At 67.4% G+C, this 15,786-nt stretch carries 14 protein-coding genes; 4 read left to right on the top strand and 10 right to left on the bottom strand.

What is annotated here, in order from left to right:
• Window positions 1–42: 42 nt before the first annotated feature.
• A complete protein-coding gene (locus tag C7R54_RS04610; protein ID WP_129148967.1) occupies window positions 43–1,173 on the bottom strand; it encodes a mandelate racemase/muconate lactonizing enzyme family protein in 1,131 nt (376 codons plus the stop codon).
• Between the two features lie 248 nt (window positions 1,174–1,421).
• On the opposite strand from C7R54_RS04610, the gene C7R54_RS04605 reads away from it, so the two are divergent.
• Window positions 1,422–2,306 (top strand): LysR family transcriptional regulator, encoded by an 885-nt coding sequence (locus C7R54_RS04605; RefSeq protein ID WP_129148966.1) that lies wholly within the window; start codon window positions 1,422–1,424, stop codon window positions 2,304–2,306.
• 112 nt (window positions 2,307–2,418) lie between these two features.
• Window positions 2,419–3,018, top strand: coding sequence for an NUDIX domain-containing protein (locus C7R54_RS04600; protein ID WP_377813609.1), 600 nt, complete (start codon window positions 2,419–2,421; stop codon window positions 3,016–3,018).
• Window positions 3,019–3,105: 87 nt separating this feature from the next.
• On the opposite strand, the gene C7R54_RS04595 is transcribed toward C7R54_RS04600, so the two are convergent.
• From C7R54_RS04595 to C7R54_RS04580, 4 genes are all read right to left on the bottom strand, one after another.
• Window positions 3,106–4,083, bottom strand: a complete 978-nt coding sequence (locus C7R54_RS04595; protein WP_129148965.1) for a Bug family tripartite tricarboxylate transporter substrate binding protein — start codon at window positions 4,081–4,083, stop codon at window positions 3,106–3,108.
• 259 nt (window positions 4,084–4,342) lie between these two features.
• Window positions 4,343–5,158, bottom strand: a complete 816-nt coding sequence (locus tag C7R54_RS04590) for an enoyl-CoA hydratase (RefSeq protein WP_129148964.1) — start codon at window positions 5,156–5,158, stop codon at window positions 4,343–4,345.
• A gap of 109 nt (window positions 5,159–5,267) precedes the next feature.
• A complete protein-coding gene (locus C7R54_RS04585) occupies window positions 5,268–6,020 on the bottom strand; it encodes a FadR/GntR family transcriptional regulator (protein ID WP_129148963.1) in 753 nt (250 codons plus the stop codon).
• A 38-nt stretch (window positions 6,021–6,058) separates the two neighbouring features.
• Window positions 6,059–7,240, bottom strand: coding sequence for a CaiB/BaiF CoA transferase family protein (locus C7R54_RS04580; protein ID WP_129148962.1), 1,182 nt, complete (start codon window positions 7,238–7,240; stop codon window positions 6,059–6,061).
• Window positions 7,241–7,533: 293 nt separating this feature from the next.
• Between C7R54_RS04580 and bglX the strand changes: the two genes are divergently transcribed.
• A complete protein-coding gene (gene bglX / locus C7R54_RS04575) occupies window positions 7,534–9,867 on the top strand; it encodes a beta-glucosidase BglX (RefSeq protein ID WP_129148961.1) in 2,334 nt (777 codons plus the stop codon).
• A gap of 78 nt (window positions 9,868–9,945) precedes the next feature.
• On the opposite strand, the gene C7R54_RS04570 is transcribed toward bglX, so the two are convergent.
• The 4 genes from C7R54_RS04570 to C7R54_RS04555 all read right to left on the bottom strand — a co-directional run bounded on the left by C7R54_RS04570 (window position 9,946) and on the right by C7R54_RS04555 (window position 13,205).
• A complete protein-coding gene (locus C7R54_RS04570) occupies window positions 9,946–10,353 on the bottom strand; it encodes an FKBP-type peptidyl-prolyl cis-trans isomerase (RefSeq protein ID WP_129148960.1) in 408 nt (135 codons plus the stop codon).
• 26 nt (window positions 10,354–10,379) lie between these two features.
• Window positions 10,380–10,925 carry a GTP cyclohydrolase I FolE gene (gene folE / locus C7R54_RS04565; protein ID WP_129148959.1) on the bottom strand — a complete coding sequence of 182 codons (546 nt, stop codon included), beginning with the start codon at window positions 10,923–10,925 and terminating at the stop codon, window positions 10,380–10,382.
• A gap of 108 nt (window positions 10,926–11,033) precedes the next feature.
• Entirely contained in the window at window positions 11,034–12,158 is a 1,125-nt protein-coding gene (locus C7R54_RS04560) for a hypothetical protein (RefSeq protein ID WP_240039367.1), read from the bottom strand.
• A 132-nt stretch (window positions 12,159–12,290) separates the two neighbouring features.
• Window positions 12,291–13,205, bottom strand: a complete 915-nt coding sequence (locus C7R54_RS04555; protein ID WP_129148957.1) for a LysR family transcriptional regulator — start codon at window positions 13,203–13,205, stop codon at window positions 12,291–12,293.
• Window positions 13,206–13,692: 487 nt separating this feature from the next.
• Here C7R54_RS04555 and aceB point away from each other — a divergent pair, with 487 nt between their 5' ends.
• Window positions 13,693–15,276 (top strand): malate synthase A, encoded by a 1,584-nt coding sequence (gene aceB, locus C7R54_RS04550; RefSeq protein WP_129148956.1) that lies wholly within the window; start codon window positions 13,693–13,695, stop codon window positions 15,274–15,276.
• Here aceB and C7R54_RS04545 read toward each other — a convergent pair.
• Window positions 15,273–15,743 carry a gamma-glutamylcyclotransferase family protein gene (locus tag C7R54_RS04545; protein WP_129148955.1) on the bottom strand — a complete coding sequence of 157 codons (471 nt, stop codon included), beginning with the start codon at window positions 15,741–15,743 and terminating at the stop codon, window positions 15,273–15,275. The two genes, aceB and C7R54_RS04545, sit on opposite strands and share 4 nt — an antisense overlap.
• Window positions 15,744–15,786 lie beyond the last annotated feature (43 nt).

The raw sequence follows: 15,786 nt of genomic DNA, 5'->3' as shown, positions 1-15,786 counted from the left end.
CCCGGGATGCCGCCGTGCCGCCGATGCCTTGCCGGCGGCTTGTTATTTGGCGTCGACGCTGCCCCACTGGCCGTAGCGGGCGACGGCCTTTTCGTCGAAGCCGAAGCCCAGCCCCGGCTCCTGGTGCAGGATGACGTGGCCATCGCGGTGCTCCAGTTGCCGGTCGACCAGGCGGCGGAAGTTCAGCACCTGGTCATCCCAGAAGAACTCGACATAGCGGGCATTGGGCGTGGCCGCCACCAGCGGCGCGTGCACGTCGTGGAACCAGTGCGGGCAGACAACGACGCCATAGCTGGCGGCGGTGGCCGCGATGCGCTTCCACTCCGTGATGCCGCCGCAGACCAGCGCATCGGTTTGCAGGATGGCGGCGCCGCCCTTGTCCAGGAGTTCCTTGTGATACCAGCGGCCGTAGCCGATTTCGCCCGTGGCGACCGGCACGCGGGTCAGCCGAGCCAGCTTGGCGTGGCTGTCGATGTCGTCCGGCGAGAAAGGTTCCTCCAGGAAGTAGGGGTCGTATTGCTCGAAGCGGCGCACGTACTGCATGGCCTGGGTGACGTCGGTCCAGGCATTGTTCAGGTCCAGCATCAGTTCGATGTCCGGGCCCACCGCGGCACGCGCCGCGCGGAGGCGATCTTCCTCTTCCTTCGGACTCAGGCGGCCGGCCTTCATCTTCACGGCGGTGAAGCCCTTGGCCACATAGCTGGCCAGTTCGTCGCCCAGCTTGGCCGGCGTCTTGCCATCCAGGTAGTAGCCGCCGCTGGCATAGGCCGGCACGCGGTCCAGCGCCGTCGCGCCCAGGTAGCGGTGCAGGGGCAGGCCGGCGCTGCGCGCATTCAGGTCCCACAGGGCGGTGTCCAGCGCGCTGATGGCGCGCATCACCGTGCCGGCGCGGCCTTGCAGCAGCGATTCGTTGTACATCTTTTGCCACAGGGCCTCGACGGCGCTGCTGTCCTCGCCCACCAGGAGCGGCGCCAGCAATTGTTCGACGGCGACGGAAAACAGCTGGCCGGCGGCGCTGCCGACATAGCAGAAGCCGATGCCTTCGACGCCGTCGCTGCTGCGCACCTTGACCAGGCCGTAGTGGCGGGTGCTGACGGTGCGGGTGGAAAAGGACGTGACTTTGTCGAGCGGGACGGCGGCATGGCAGAACTGGACCGAGGCGATACGGGGCACGGCGAACTCCTTGGGAATGATGGGTATGGAATCGGATGGACGCTGGACGCCGCCGTCGAAAGAGGGCGGAAACCAGGGGAACGAGGCACATTCTTCGGGAATCCAGGAAAAAGAAAAATAGCGTTCCGGCATCTTGTGAAGATGTAATATCCATCTTCCCGATGGCGGGGTGCGCCTTGCCGATACCTGCGCGGCGCAGGGTGGCCGGCCGCATCGCATTCACGCATCGCATTCATATACCAAGGCATATGGACACACGCTTCCTGCAAAGCTTCATCCATGTGGTCGAGTCCGGGTCCATCGCCGAGGCGGCGCGCCGGCTGGACCTGACGCCCGCGTCGGTGGCGCAGCGGCTGAAGGCGCTGGAGGCCTCGGTCGGCAGCAAGCTGGTGGCGCGGTCCGGCCGCAATGTGCGGCCCACGGTGGCCGGCAATCGCATCATGGAACGCGCCAGGCGCCTGGTGGACGAAGTGCGCGACTTGAAGTCGGCCGCCTCCGGCACGGACCTGCCCGCCGGGCCGCTGCGCCTGGGCGCCACGCCCACCGCCTTGACAGGCATCGTGCCGACCGTACTCAAGCAATGGGTGGCACGCCATCCCGATATCGAAATCTATATCGACCCGGGCTCCACGGTGCGCCTGTACAGCCGCGTCCTGGCAGGCGAACTGGACGCCGCGGTGCTGGTGCATCCTTTGTTCGACCTGCCCAAGGGTTATGCCTGGCGCCCCTTGCGCGAGGAACCGCTGATCTTGCTGACGCGCCACGATGTCGCCGGCCGCGACGCCTTGGCCATCGCCGCGCGCGAGCCCTTCATCCGCTATGACCGCAGCGTGGTGGGGGGACGTCTGGCCGACGACTATCTGCGCGAGCGCGGCGTGAGGCCGCGCGTGCGCTTCGAACTGGACGGCATCGAGTCGATCGCCAAGCTGGTCTCGGAAGGGCTGGGGGTATCCGTGCTGCCTGACTGGCCGGTCATCGGCCGCGCGGATCCCGCGCTGAAAAAGTGGACGCTGCCCGCGCCACGGCCCACGCGCACCGTGGGTGTCCTATGGCAGCCTTCAGCGGTGCGCGCGCAACTGGTCGAGGCCTTCGTGCAGCTGGCCCTCGGCGGCAAGCGGCGGCGGTCCGCATAGGCAACCTGGCCCAGTATGACCTGTCATGCCCGGCTGCTAAAGTAAATGCTTTTCCCGAACATCCCGAGACATCGTGACTAGCCCCGACGACAAACATTCCGCCGCGCCAGGCATCGAGACCGCATCCGCGATTTCGCCCGCCGACGAGTCCCATCTGGTCGAGACCCTGGTCGGCCGCGAGACCTTGTTCCACGGCCGCTTCCTGGAAGCGCGCCGCGACACCGTGCGCCTGCCCAACGGCAACACGTCCACGCGCGAATACGTGGTGCATCCGGGCGCGGTCGTCGTCATTCCGCTGCTGGATGACGGCCGCGTGCTGGTCGAGCGCCAGTACCGTTATCCCGTGGGCCGCGTCATGATCGAATTCCCCGCCGGCAAACTGGATCCGGGCGAGGATCCCTACGACTGCGGCCGGCGCGAGCTGTTGGAGGAAACCGGCTACCGGGGCGGCGAATGGGCCTATGCCGGCGCCTTGCACCTGGCCATCGCGTACTCCACCGAGATCATCCACATCTATTTCGCGCGCAACCTGCAGGCCGGCGCCGCCGAACTGGATCCCGACGAATTCCTGGACGTCCATGCCATGGCGGTCGAGGACCTCTACGAAGCCTGCCGCGACGGGCGCGTGACCGACTCCAAAACGCTGACTTGCACCCTCTGGTTGCAGAACGTCCTCAGCGGCGCGTGGCCGCTGGAATGGAAGCAGGCGTAAGCGGACGGCGCGTCACGCCATGGGGCCGCCTTCGGGCGGGCGCCCGCGTCCGATATGTCGCGGGGCGCCGCCCAAGGCAGGGCACGATCAGTCCAGCTTGATATTCACGCTCTTGACGACCCCGGCCCATTTCTTCAGTTCGGCATCGACGAAGGCCGACAACTCCTTGGGCGTACTGGTCTTGGGCGTCGCGCCTTCGCCCTGGAAGCGCTTGAGCAGCTCCGGCGAGGACATGGCCTGCCTGATGGCCTGGTTGAGCCTGTCCACGACCGCCGGCGGCGTGCCCGCGGGCGCCATGACGGCATTCCAGGTGTTGATCTCATAACCGGCAAAGCCCTTGGTTTCCGCCACGGTGGGCACGTCGGGCAACTGGTCGGAACGTTCCCGCGTGGTCACGGCCAGGGCGCGCAGCGTGCCCGCTTTCACCTGCGGCAGCGCGGCCGGCAGCGTGGCGAAGCTGAACTGCGTTTCCCCCGTGATCACCGAGGTATTCGCCAGGGCCCCGCCGCGATAGGGAACGTGCACGATGTTCACATGTGCGTCCTGCGCGAACATCGCGCCCGCCAGGTGCACCGGCGAGCCGTTGCCGCTGGAAGCGTAATTCATGGCGCCGGGTTTCTCGCGGCATAGCGCCGCCAGCTCCTCCACGTTCTTCACGGGCAGCTTGGGATTGGCGATCAGCACCAAGGGTATCGACGCCACCATGCCGACCGGCGCGAATCCCTGGACCGGCTCGTAGCCCAGGTTCTTGTACAGGGCCGGGTTGATGCCATGGCTGGCGACGGTGGCCATGAACAAGGTATAGCCGTCCGGCTTCGATTGCGCCACATAGCTGGCGGCCAGGTTGCCGGCCGCGCCCGGCTTGTTCTCGATGATGACCGACTGGTTCAGCGCCTTGCCCAGCTGTTCCCCCAACGCGCGCGCCAGGATGTCCGTGGTGCCGCCGGCGGCGTAGCCGATGACGAGGCGGATGGGTTGTTCGGGATAGGCGGCCTGGGCGCTGCCGGGTGCGGCCGCGAAGGCGGCGCTCGTCGCCAGGATGAGGCTGGCCAGGTTCGATTTCATCGTTGTCTCCGTTGTTGTCGATGTAGGTCTGTCGGATACCGGATGGCCGCGCGGCTAATACCTGCCGCTTGCGTCCCGCCCGGGGTGGAAGTACTGCCGAAACGCCTTGCCCGCGCGGGCAAGCCGGTCCCCTGCCGGGCCGCGTGGCGGCCTGGCCTGGGTCTGTGATGCAGCGATTGCGTCCGGATCGCCGGGGCGTCGCAAGGCGCGACGTCCGCGACATTCCGCCGATTGCGTCTAGTCGATCGGGTCTAGTCGATCATGTCCCGGTGAACACCGGCGCCCGCTTCTCCGCGAACGCCTTGCGGCCTTCGCGATAGTCATTGCTGTCGAAACACCGCAATACCAGCGCGGTCATGGCTTGCTGGTCCACTTCCGGTCCCAGTTGCTGCATCTGGCGGATCATCTTCTTGCCGGCCAGCAGGGTCAGCGGCGCGTTGGCGGCGATCTGGGAGATGTAGATGTCCAGCGCGGCGTCCAGGTCGGCGACAGGCGTGACCTTGTGCAGCAGGCCCAGCTCGCGCGCCTGCGCGGCCTTGTAGCGGTTGGCGGTCAGGAAGATCTCCAGCGCGTTGGCGGGACCCACCGCGGTGACCAGGTTGCGTATCGCCGTCATGCGATAGCCCAGGCCCAGCTTGCCGGCCGGGATGGAGAACGAACTGTCGTCCGACGCCACGCGCAGGTCGCAGCACAGCGCGATGTTCAGGCCGCCGCCGATGCAGTAGCCACGGATGCGGGCGATGGTGGGCTTGTCGTAGTCGTAGAGCGCCAGTTGGGCGGCCTCGGCCACGCGCTCATAGGCCTGCACGGCTTCTTCGCCGGACCGCAACTGGTCGAATTGCGAGATGTTGGCGCCGCTGACGAAGGACTTTTCGCCGGCGCCGGTGAGCACCACCACGCGGATGTCGCCATCGTTGCGGAAGGCTTCCAGGGCAAGCGGGATGCCTTCCCACATGGCATAGGACACGGCATTGTGGCGGCCTGGGTCGTTGAAGGTGATCCAGCCGGCATTGCCGCGCTTTTCCACGATGAGGTTTTCGGTGATGCGGTCCTGCAGTAGTCGTTCGACGGTCATGGTGCGTCCTGTTTGTTTTCCACGCGGCGCGGGCCGCCGCGGTGTCTGTTCTCGTGTCGCGTGGCCCGCGGCTCGAGGCACGGGCATAGCACGCTATTGCGCTGTTGCGCTATTGCGCCGGCTTGCCTTTCTCCTCCAGCATCGCCTTGCGGCGTTCCATGCCGCGCTCCAGGTGGCGCCGCATTGCCAGGCGCGCCGCGATGCTGTCGCCGGCGGCGATGGCATCCAGGATCTGGTGGTGCTCTTCCTCGACCTGCGCCATGCGGTCGGTGCCCGTGCTGCTGTAGCGCAGCGTGCGCACCGCATCGCCGATCACGCGGCTGAAGTGGCCCAGCAGGCGCACGAAATAGGGATTGTTGGTGGCTTCCCCCACCGCCATGTGGAAGTCGATGGCGCGGTCCGCGCCGATGCGCCAATCGTCCGTCGAGGCGTCGACCCTGGCCAGGGCCTCGCGCAGGGTGGCCAGCTGCGCCTCGGTGCGATGGCGCGCCGCCAGGGCGGCCGCGCCGGCCTCGATTTCCACGCGAAGTTCGTAGACCTGCTCCAGGGCGTCGGCGCGCAACAGTTCCTGCGGCGTCAGCGCGAAATGCTGCTGCCCCGCGTCGGTGGCGACGAAGCTGCCGACGCCCCGGCGGGTCTCGATATAGCCGGACAGCTTGAGCCGGGCGATGGCCTCGCGCACCACATTGCGGCTGACGCCGAAGCTCTGCGACAGCTCCAGTTCGGTCGGCAGGCGCTGGCCGGGCTCGAACGCCTTGCTGAGGATCTTGCCGCGGATTTGCAGGGCGATTTCGTCAGGCAGGTTGTCGGGCCGGGCCAGGTTGCCGAAGGGCGGGTCGGTGACGAGGTCGGTGGCGGCCATGGTGCGTTCCAGGATGCTTGCTAGGGGGCCTGATGGTGTCACACCACGCCGGCGCCGCGCAAACGCTCGCACTCGGCGGCGTCCACGCCCAGCCAGGCCAGGATCTCCGCCGTGTTGGCGCCCGTTTCCGGGGCCGGCCGGGGCGCGGGCAGCTCACCGTCGCTGAAGTTCACCGGCTGCGCCATGATGGAGATCGGTCCCTTGCGCGGGTGCTCGACCTGGCGGGTCATGCGCAGGTGTTGCACCTGTTCGTCGGCGAACGTGCCATCCATGGCCAGGATGGGGCCGCAGGGCACGCCCGCGGCGTTCAAGGCCGCGATCCAGTCGGCGCTGTTGCGCGTGCGCGTGCGGGCAATGATCTCGCGGTTCAGGTCCGCGCGGTTGTCCACCCGCAGCCCGGCTTCGGTGAAGCGCGGATCCTTGATCATTTCCGGCATGCCCAGCACTTCGCACAGGCGACTGAACATGGTCGAGCCCATCGCGGCGATATTGATATGGCCATCGGCGGTGGGATAGACCCCGGTGGGCGCGCTGGTCGGATGGTCGTTGCCGGACTGGCCCGGCACCTCGCCGTCGATCAGCCAACGGGTGGCCTGGAAGTCCATCATCCAGACCTGGGCTTGCAGCAGCGAGGTCTGCACCCAGCGGCCCTGGCCGCTCTGTTCGCGATCCAGCAGGGCGATGAGGACGCCGATGGCGGCGAACAGGCCGGCGCTGAGGTCGGCGATGGGGATCCCGGCGCGCATCGGGTGCCCGGGCTCGCCGGTCACGGACATGATGCCGCCCAGGCCCTGGGCGATCTGGTCCAGGCCGGGGCGGTCGGCATAGGGGCCGTCCTGGCCGAAGCCGGAGATGCTGGCGTACACCAGGCGCGGGTTGATGGCGCGCAGCGATTCATAATCGATGCCCAGCTTCTTCTTGACCGAGGGGCGGTAGTTCTCCACCAGGACGTCGGCGCGCTTGACCAGCTCCAGGAAGAGGGCCTTGCCGCGCGGATCCTTCAGGTTCAGCGTCAGGCTGCGCTTGTTGCGGTGGGTGTTCTGGTAGTCGCTGAACTTGGCGGCGCCGCCCGGCTTGTCGTCCTTGACCTCGCTGGGCTCCTCGATCTTGATGATGTCGGCGCCCCAGTCGGCGAACTGGCGGACGGCGGCCGGTCCGGAGCGTACGCGCGAGAGGTCGAGGACGACGAACCGCTTCAGCGGCGAATAGGGTACAGCCATGGCCGTCTTGTCTCCTGGTTGTTATGGGATCGCGCCTTGATGTGCACGAAGTAGGATGTTGGACATCCTACTTAATTAAGAACACGCCCAGTATCCAGGGAAACCCGCATGGCGGCCATTCCCGGATGCGCCGGCCGGCTTGCCCGCGCGGGGCATGCCCGCAAGCATCCTGAAACAGGTACATCGGCGGCGGGGACGATCCCGTCCTCATCCTGTGGCACACTCGACCCCTCAACTGACAACGGGCTGGCAGCGTGGAGGCGCGCCGCCCCATACGCTGGAACGTCAAGACAATGAAAAAAATCCGCATGCTGGGCCTCCTCTTGCTGAGCCTGGCCAGTGCACCCGCCTTTACGCAGGGCCGACCGGCCGTATCGGGAGACACCCACCGGCCGGTGACGGGAGAGGACCGCGAGGCCTACATCACCCGCCTGATGCAGAAAATGACGCTGGACGAGAAGATCGGCCAGCTACGCCTGGTCAGCGTCGACGCCGGGCCGGACGCGCACAAGGACGTGCTGATCCGCGATATCGAGGCCGGCAAGGTCGGCGGCATATTCAATACCGTGACCCGGCCGGACATCCGCCTGTTGCAGGACGCCGCGGTGCGCAGCCGCTTGAAGATCCCGCTGTTCTTCGCGTACGACGTCGTGCACGGCCATCGCACGATATTCCCCATCGGCCTGGGCCTGGCGTCCACCTGGGATATGGACGCCGTCGCCCTGAGCGGCAGGATTTCCGCCATCGAGGCCAGCGCCGACGGCCTGAACATGACCTTCTCGCCCATGGTGGACATTTCCCGCGATCCGCGCTGGGGCCGCAATTCGGAGGGCTTCGGCGAGGATACCTACCTGGTCTCGCGCATCGGCGCGACGCTGGTGCATGCCTACCAGGGCGCCGACCCGGCCGCGCCGGGCAATATCCTGGCGGCGGTCAAGCATTTCGCGTTGTACGGCGCCATCGAGGGCGGCCGCGACTACAACACGGTGGACATGAGCCCGCAGCGCATGTTCCAGGACTACCTGCCGCCCTACAAGGCGGCCATCGACGCGGGCGCGGCCGGCGTCATGATCTCGCTGAACGCCATCAACAGCGTCCCGGCCACGGCGAACAAGTGGCTGTTGCAGGACGTGCTGCGCAAACAGTGGGGCTTCAAGGGCGTGACCATCAGCGATCACGGCGCCATCATGGAGATGATCAAGCATGGCGTGGCCGCCGACGGCGAGGATGCGTCGCGCCTGGCGATCACGGCCGGCGCCGACCTGAGCATGAGCGACAGCATGTACGGGAAGAACCTGAAGCCCTTGTTGCAGGCGGGCCGCATCAAGCAGGCGGACATCGATCGCGCCGTGCGCGATGTGTTGCGCGTCAAGTACGACCTGGGCCTGTTCCAGAATGCCTATCGCCACGTCGGCGTCGCGGCGGACGACCCTTCCGACACCAACGCCGAAAGCCGCATGCACCGCCAGGCCGCCCGCGATGTGGCGCGGCAGAGCCTGGTGCTGCTGAAGAACGCCAACCAGACCCTGCCGCTGAAGAAGCAGGGCACCATCGCCGTGGTCGGCGCGCTGGCCAAGAGCCAGCGCGACATGATGGGCAACTGGTCGGCGGCCGGCGTGCCGGGCCAGGTGGTGTCGCTGTACCAGGGCATGGCCGATGCCGTCGGCGACAAGGCCACGCTGCTGTATGCGCGCGGCGCCAACGTGGTCGACGATCCGGAGATCGTCAAGTACCTGAACCTCTATGAAAAGGACGTCGAGGACGACACGCGCACGCGCCAGCAGATGATAGACGAGGCCGTCGAGACGGCGCGCAAGGCCGACGTGGTGGTGGCCGTGGTGGGCGAGACCCAGGGCATGGCGCATGAAGCGTCCAGCCGGTCGGACATCACCTTGCTGGGCGGGCAGGAGGAGATGCTCAAGGCGCTGAAGGCGACCGGCAAGCCCCTGGTGGTGGTGTTGATGAATGGCCGGCCGCTGGCGCTGGGCTGGGAGAAGGACAACGCCGATGCCTTGCTGGAGACCTGGTTCGCCGGCACCGAAGGCGGCCATGCGGTGGCCGACGTGCTGTTCGGCGACGTCAATCCATCGGGCAAGCTGCCGATGACCTTCCCGCGTTCGGTGGGCCAGATCCCGATCTACTACAACCACTTGAACACGGGCCGCCCCTTCGACCCGCAACATCCGGACAAGTACACGTCCCGCTATTTCGATGCGCCCAACGGGCCCTTGTTCCCCTTCGGCTACGGGCTGAGCTACACCACCTTCGATGTGTCGGACGTCAGGCTTTCGGCCGCGTCGGTGCCCATGGGCGGCACGGTGCGCGCCAGCGTGACGGTGCGCAACAGCGGCGCGCGCGACGGCGCGACGGTGGTGCAGCTGTACCTGCAGGATCCGGTGGCGTCGATCAGCCGTCCGGTGAAGGAGCTCAAGGGCTTCCAGAAAATCCTGTTGAAGGCGGGGGAGGAGAAGGAAGTCAGCTTCACCATCGCGCGGGATGACCTGGCCTTCTACGACAACGACCTCAAGCGCGTGGTCGAGCCGGGGCGCTTCAATGTCTATATCGGGCTGGATTCGGAAGACGTGAAAGCGGCCAGTTTCGAACTGCGGCCCGGCAAGGGCGGCTGACGCCGCGGCGCGGCGCCGAATGAGAACGCCCGCATCGGTGAAGAGCCGATGCGGGCGTTTTCCTGGGGCGACGCCGGTTTATCGAACGCCGATCAGTTCCACTTCGAACGTCAGGTCCGCATTCGGGGGAATGACGCCGCCGGCGCCGCGTGCGCCGTAGGCCGTCTTGGCGGGGCAGAACAGCGTGGCCTTGCCGCCGACCGCCATGTGCTGGATGCCTTCGGTCCAGCAGGGAATGACCTGGCGCAGGCTGAACGAGATAGGCTGGTTGCGCTTGTAGGAACTGTCGAATTCGGTGCCGTTGGCCAGCGTGCCGCGATAGTTCACGGTGACGGTGTTGTCGGCCGTCGGCTTCATGCCCTTGCCGGCGGTGACCGTCTCGATGCGTACGCCGGACGGCAGGGTCTCGACCGCGTTGGACTGGGCATGGCTTGCCGCGGCGAAGGCCAGGGCGGCCCCGGCGACGAAGATACGGGATGCTTTCAATTAGGACTCCAGGTTGACGCCGATACTCAACGAATCAGATTGAGGAATTCCGCACGCGTGGCGGGATTATCGTGAAATTCGCCCAGCATGACGGACGTCACCATGGACGAATTCTGTTTTTCCACGCCGCGCATCATCATGCACATGTGCTGCGCCTCGATGACCACCGCCACGCCCGATGCGCCGGTGACCTGCTGCACGGCCTCGGCGATCTGGCGGCTGAGGTTTTCCTGGATCTGCAAGCGGCGCGCGTACATGTCGACGATGCGCGCGACCTTGGACAAGCCCAGCACCTTGCCCTTGGGCAGGTAAGCGACATGGGCCTTGCCGATGAAGGGCAGCATGTGGTGCTCGCACAGGGAATACAGTTCGATGTTCTTGACCAGCACGATCTCGCTCGTGTCCGAGGAAAAGAGCGCGCCGTTGACGATCTCTTCCAGCGACTGCCGATACCCCTGGCAGAGGTAGTGCATGGCCTTGGCGGCGCGCTTGGGCGTGTCGCGCAGGCCTTCGCGGTCGGGATCCTCGCCCAGCGATTGCAGGATGGCGTGATAGTTCGATTCCAGGGACATGATTCTTCTTAACCTGTGAGAGTCGGGGCGCCGGCGTCGCGCGGCATGGCGATACGATAACAAACCGGCGGACCGGGCGCGCCGGCTGATCGCGTTGGAATCCGCCGCCTAGCGCAGCGGCGTGCAGGGGGCGGCCCCGGTCACCGCCTGCGCGTTCTTGCCGACCAGTTCGCGCACGCCGCATTCCGAGTTGAACATGCGGCGGCTGTCGTGGCCGACACCGGCCACTTCGTAGGCCTGGTGCTCGATTTTCAGCTTCTGGTTGGCGGGCAGCCACTGTTCGTATTTCACATAGGCCTTGCCGCGCGCCAGGCGCGTGGCGCCCTGGGCCTCGGCGGCGCAGGTCTTGTCCAGCAGGCGGTGTTCCGGATTGTTGTCGGCGCCGCCCAGCAGATAGGTCACCGACCTGCCGGCGTAGCGGCGCGCCAGGCGCACGGCTTCCTGCGCGGGCGTGGCCGGCCCGACGCCGCTGGCCGGCAGCCCGGCGGGGAGGTGTTCCAGGCCGTACTTGTAGGCGTTGTAGTCCGGACACTGGCCGGGATTGAACGGCGCGAAGCCCTTGCCGTCGTCCTTGGGGCGGTCCTTGGACAGGTAGACATAGGACGAGGGATTGGCGATGACGTAGCGCATGTCGACACCGCCGCGCCTGATGCGTTCGTCCACCGCGTTGAAGACGGCATAGCGCTGGACCAGTTGCGCTCCGGCGGAATGACCCGCGATCACCACGTCCTGCAGCAAGGGCAGGCGGCGCTGGTCGGCGACGCGCGCAAGCAGATCGTCGAGGACCTCGAACGCGCTGACCGGCGCGGGCCGGCGCGCGGCCTTGATGCTGGCTTCGCCGGATGACCAGCGGCCGTGGCTCCAGGCCGGCATCTTGTCGAAACCGCGGTCGATGGCGGCGGGGAACTTGGGCGCGAGCAGCAGGGTATCCCCGTCGGCGCCGGGGCTCAGGGCCAGGATGTTCGCGCCGGTCTGGAAGTAGTCGTCGCCGTTGCGGTTGCGCCCATGGATGATGATCAACACGTGGCGTATCTTGTCCAGGTGCGCGCGCGCCAGGTCGACGTTGGCGTAGACCGGGAAGGGGTAGTGGTGGCCAGGGCGGCCCAGTTCCAGTGTCTGCCAGGAGGGGGCGGGGCCGTGCGAGGCGGGAGCGGCGTGGGTCGCGCTTGCCAGCGGCAAGGCGCAGAGCGCCGCGACAGCGGGCAGGGCGGACAGGAAAGCGCGAGCAGACATGGGACACCGGCGATTTGGCGTTGCCGCATTGTATGCCTGGGAACGGGCGTCCATCCGTTATGCGCGCGCGGTTTGCGCGGCTGGTCGCGCGAGGCCTGTTTCAGCGGATTTCGACGGTCGTGCGGGTGACGGTCAGGCGCCCGGCGCGTCCCAGTAGTCGGCCGCCGCATAGGTTCGCCGCAGCAGATCGACGAAGACGCGGACGCGGGCGGGGGAGTGCCGGCGTTCGGGCAGCACCGCATAGATGCCGTTCGGGGGCGCCGCGTAGTCGTCGAGCACGGTGCGCAGGCGGCCGTGCGCCAGGTCGTGGCGGACTTCCCACATCGATCGCCAGGCCAGGCCGCAACCCGCGAGGGTCCATTCGTGCAGGACGCTGCCGTCGCTGCATTCCAGTCGTCCGCCTATCCGCTGCGCCTGGACCTGGCCGTCTATCGTGAACAGCCAGCCGCGCGCCTGGTTGGCCTGGTTGCCGAAGGACAGGCAGTCGTGGCGCGCCAGGTCGGCCGGCGTGGCGGGCGTTCCGCGCCGGGCCAGGTAGGCGGGGGAGGCGACCACCACCCGGCGGTTGTCTGCCAGGCGGATGCCGACCAGGCTGGAGTCGTTCAGGTCGCCGATGCGCACGGCGCAGTCGTAGCGCTCCTCGATCAGGTCGACCAGGCGGTCGCTCAAGTCCAGCGTGACGCTGACGTCGGGATGGTCGGCGGTGTAGGCGGGCAGCAGGGGGGCGACATGGCGGCGGCCGAAGCCGGCCGGGGCGCTGATGCGCAGGTGGCCGCTGGGGCGCGCGCTGCCCGAAGCGATCAGGTTCTCGCTGTCGTCGAGGTCGCGCAGGATGCGTTGCGCGTATTCCAGCAGGGCGCTGCCCTCGGCGGTCAGCGACAGGCGGCGGGTGGTGCGCACGAGCAGCTTCACGCCCAGGCGGGTCTCCAGCGCGTCGATGCGCCGCCCGACCATGGCCGCCGTCACACCCTCCGCCCGCGCGGCTGCGGACATGCTGCCCAGCGTGGCGACGTCGACGAAGGTCTGTAGTTGCTTGAAGCGGTCCAAGGAGACTCCTGAAGAAAAGGGACTGTCGTTCGGTGGGCCCGTACGGCCCCGGGGCAGCCGACCCGCCCTCGGGGCTGGGAACGCCCCAAGGGCCCGGCCCGCCCCGGTCCTCGTCCTGGCCCTGACCCTGACCGCGGCTCGGCCCCGGCCCGGCCCGGCCCGGCCCGGCCCGGCCCGGCCCGGTCCAGCCCGGCCCGGCTCGGCTCGGCTCGGCTCGGCTCGGCTCGGCCCGACCCAACCCAACCCGACCCGGCTCGGCCCAACGCGGCCCAGCGTGGCCCGGCCGGCCAGCTGCGCGGGCGGGAGGGCGCCGGCCGAAGGCCCCGGCTCGGCTCGGGAGCGATTACGAGGCCAGGGCTCCTGCTCCCTGCGGCGGCCCCAGTAATTCGATACCTAAAATAAAAGATGAATCTACTTTTATATCCTTTTTAATTCAATATCCCCTCCGTAAACTGTCCCCCTTGCCCGCCAATATTCCGGAGCCCTCATGAGCCTGACCCTGCCCGCCGGCGTCGCGATCGACGCGCCTATCGAAACCGGCTTCGAGACCGTCCTCACCCATGACGCCCTGGCCCTGGTCGCCGGCCTGCATCGCGCGTTCGAGGGCCGCCGCCAGGAACTGCTGGCCGCCCGCGCCGTCCGCGCCCAGCGCCTGGACCAGGGCGAAAAGCCGGACTTCCTGCCCGCCACGCGCGCCGTGCGCGAAGGCGACTGGACCATCGCCCCCTTGCCCCAGGACCTCCTCTGCCGCCGCGTGGAAATCACCGGCCCGGTCGAACGCAAGATGGTCATCAACGCCCTGAATTCCGGCGCCGACAGCTACATGACCGATTTCGAGGACTCCAACACGCCGAACTGGCACAACCAGATCAACGGCCAGGTCAACCTGATGGAGGCCGTGCGTCGCACCATCTCCCTTGAGCAGAATGGCAAGTCGTACAAACTCAACGACAAGCCCGCCGTGCTGCTGGTGCGCCCGCGCGGCTGGCACCTGGACGAAAAGCACGTCACGGTCGATGGCCAGCGCGTCTCGGGCGGCATCTTCGACTTCGCCCTGTACTTCTTCCACAACGCCAAGGAGCTGCTGGCGCGCGGTTCCGGCCCCTACTTCTACCTGCCCAAGATGGAAAGCCATCTGGAGGCGCGCCTGTGGAACGACATCTTCGTGCACGCGCAGAAGGCACTGGGCATCCCGCAGGGCACCATCAAGGCCACGGTCCTGATCGAAACGATACTCGCCGCCTTCGAAATGGACGAGATCCTGTTCGAGCTGCGCGAGCACAGCGCCGGCCTGAACGCCGGCCGCTGGGACTACATTTTCAGCTGCATCAAGAAGTTCAAGGTCGAGCGCGACTTCTGCCTGGCCGACCGCGCCAAGGTCACCATGACGTCGCCCTTCATGCGCGCCTACGCCCTGTTGCTGCTCAAGACCTGCCACCGCCGCAACGCGCCGGCGATCGGCGGCATGAGCGCCTTGATTCCGATCAAGAACGACCCCGTCAAGAACGAGCAGGCCATGGCCGGCATCCGCGCCGACAAGGCGCGTGACGCCACCGACGGCTATGACGGCGGCTGGGTCGCACACCCGGGCCTGGTCGACGTGGCGATGGAGGAATTCCGCAAGGTGCTGGGCGACGCGCCCAACCAGATCGGCAAGCAGCGGCCCGACGTCGCCGTGGCGGCCGCCGACCTGTTGAATTTCCAGCCGGAGGCGCCCATCACCGAAGCCGGCTTGCGCGCCAATATCAACGTCGGCATCCACTACCTGGGATCCTGGCTGGACGGCAACGGCTGCGTGCCGATCAACAACCTGATGGAAGACGCCGCCACGGCGGAAATCTCCCGTTCCCAGGTGTGGCAATGGATACGCTCGCCGAAGGGCGTGCTGGAGGGCGGCGCCAAGGTCACGCCCGACCTGGTGCGCAAGCTCATCCCCGAGGAGCTGGCCAAGGTTCACGAAGTCGCCGGCCCCAGCAAGGCGTACGACCGTGCTGCCCAGATCTTCGAGCAGATGAGCACCCAGGACGATTTCGCCGAGTTCCTGACCCTGCCGCTGTACGAGGAAGTCTAGGCCGGCCTGGCGCGGCCGCGCCGATAGGCGACCCAATCGGTCGCCGGCGTGGCCAGCGCGGCGCCGGCCCAGGCGGGATCGATCGGATAGTAATAGCAGTCCAGGAAGGTCTCCTTCCCGACGCCGACCCCGACCTCGCCTCGGCCCCCGGCCGCCCGCGCCGGGGCTTCGAGCCTTACCCGGGTCTTCCGCCGCAGGAAACACGACCCGCCCGAGGGATCGACTTCCTCGATTTCGTCCATCAGCGCCAGCAGGGCCGGATCCACCTCGTGGATGTCGCCCACGATGGCCTGGCCGCCGCCGTCCGGCAGCAGCCCGGGCCAGTCGCCAAAATCATATAGCGTGCCCCGCACCGTCCCCCGGCCCACCGGCCGCGGCGCCGTCAGGCCCCGCCGCGCCGCCGCCCGCGCCAGGTCGTTGATTTCGCCGGCGCGCAGGGTCCCGTAGACAAAAACGTATATGCTCATGGAATGTCCCTGGCCCAGCCAGGGTCTTGAAAACGGCTGTCCA

It is taken from the genome of Achromobacter aloeverae (assembly GCF_004121055.1).
GTDB classification, from domain to species: Bacteria; Pseudomonadota; Gammaproteobacteria; order Burkholderiales; family Burkholderiaceae_B; genus Bordetella_C; species Bordetella_C aloeverae.
The sequence above is the reverse complement of the archived record's forward strand: the minus strand, read 5'-3'. Positions and strand labels throughout refer to the sequence as shown.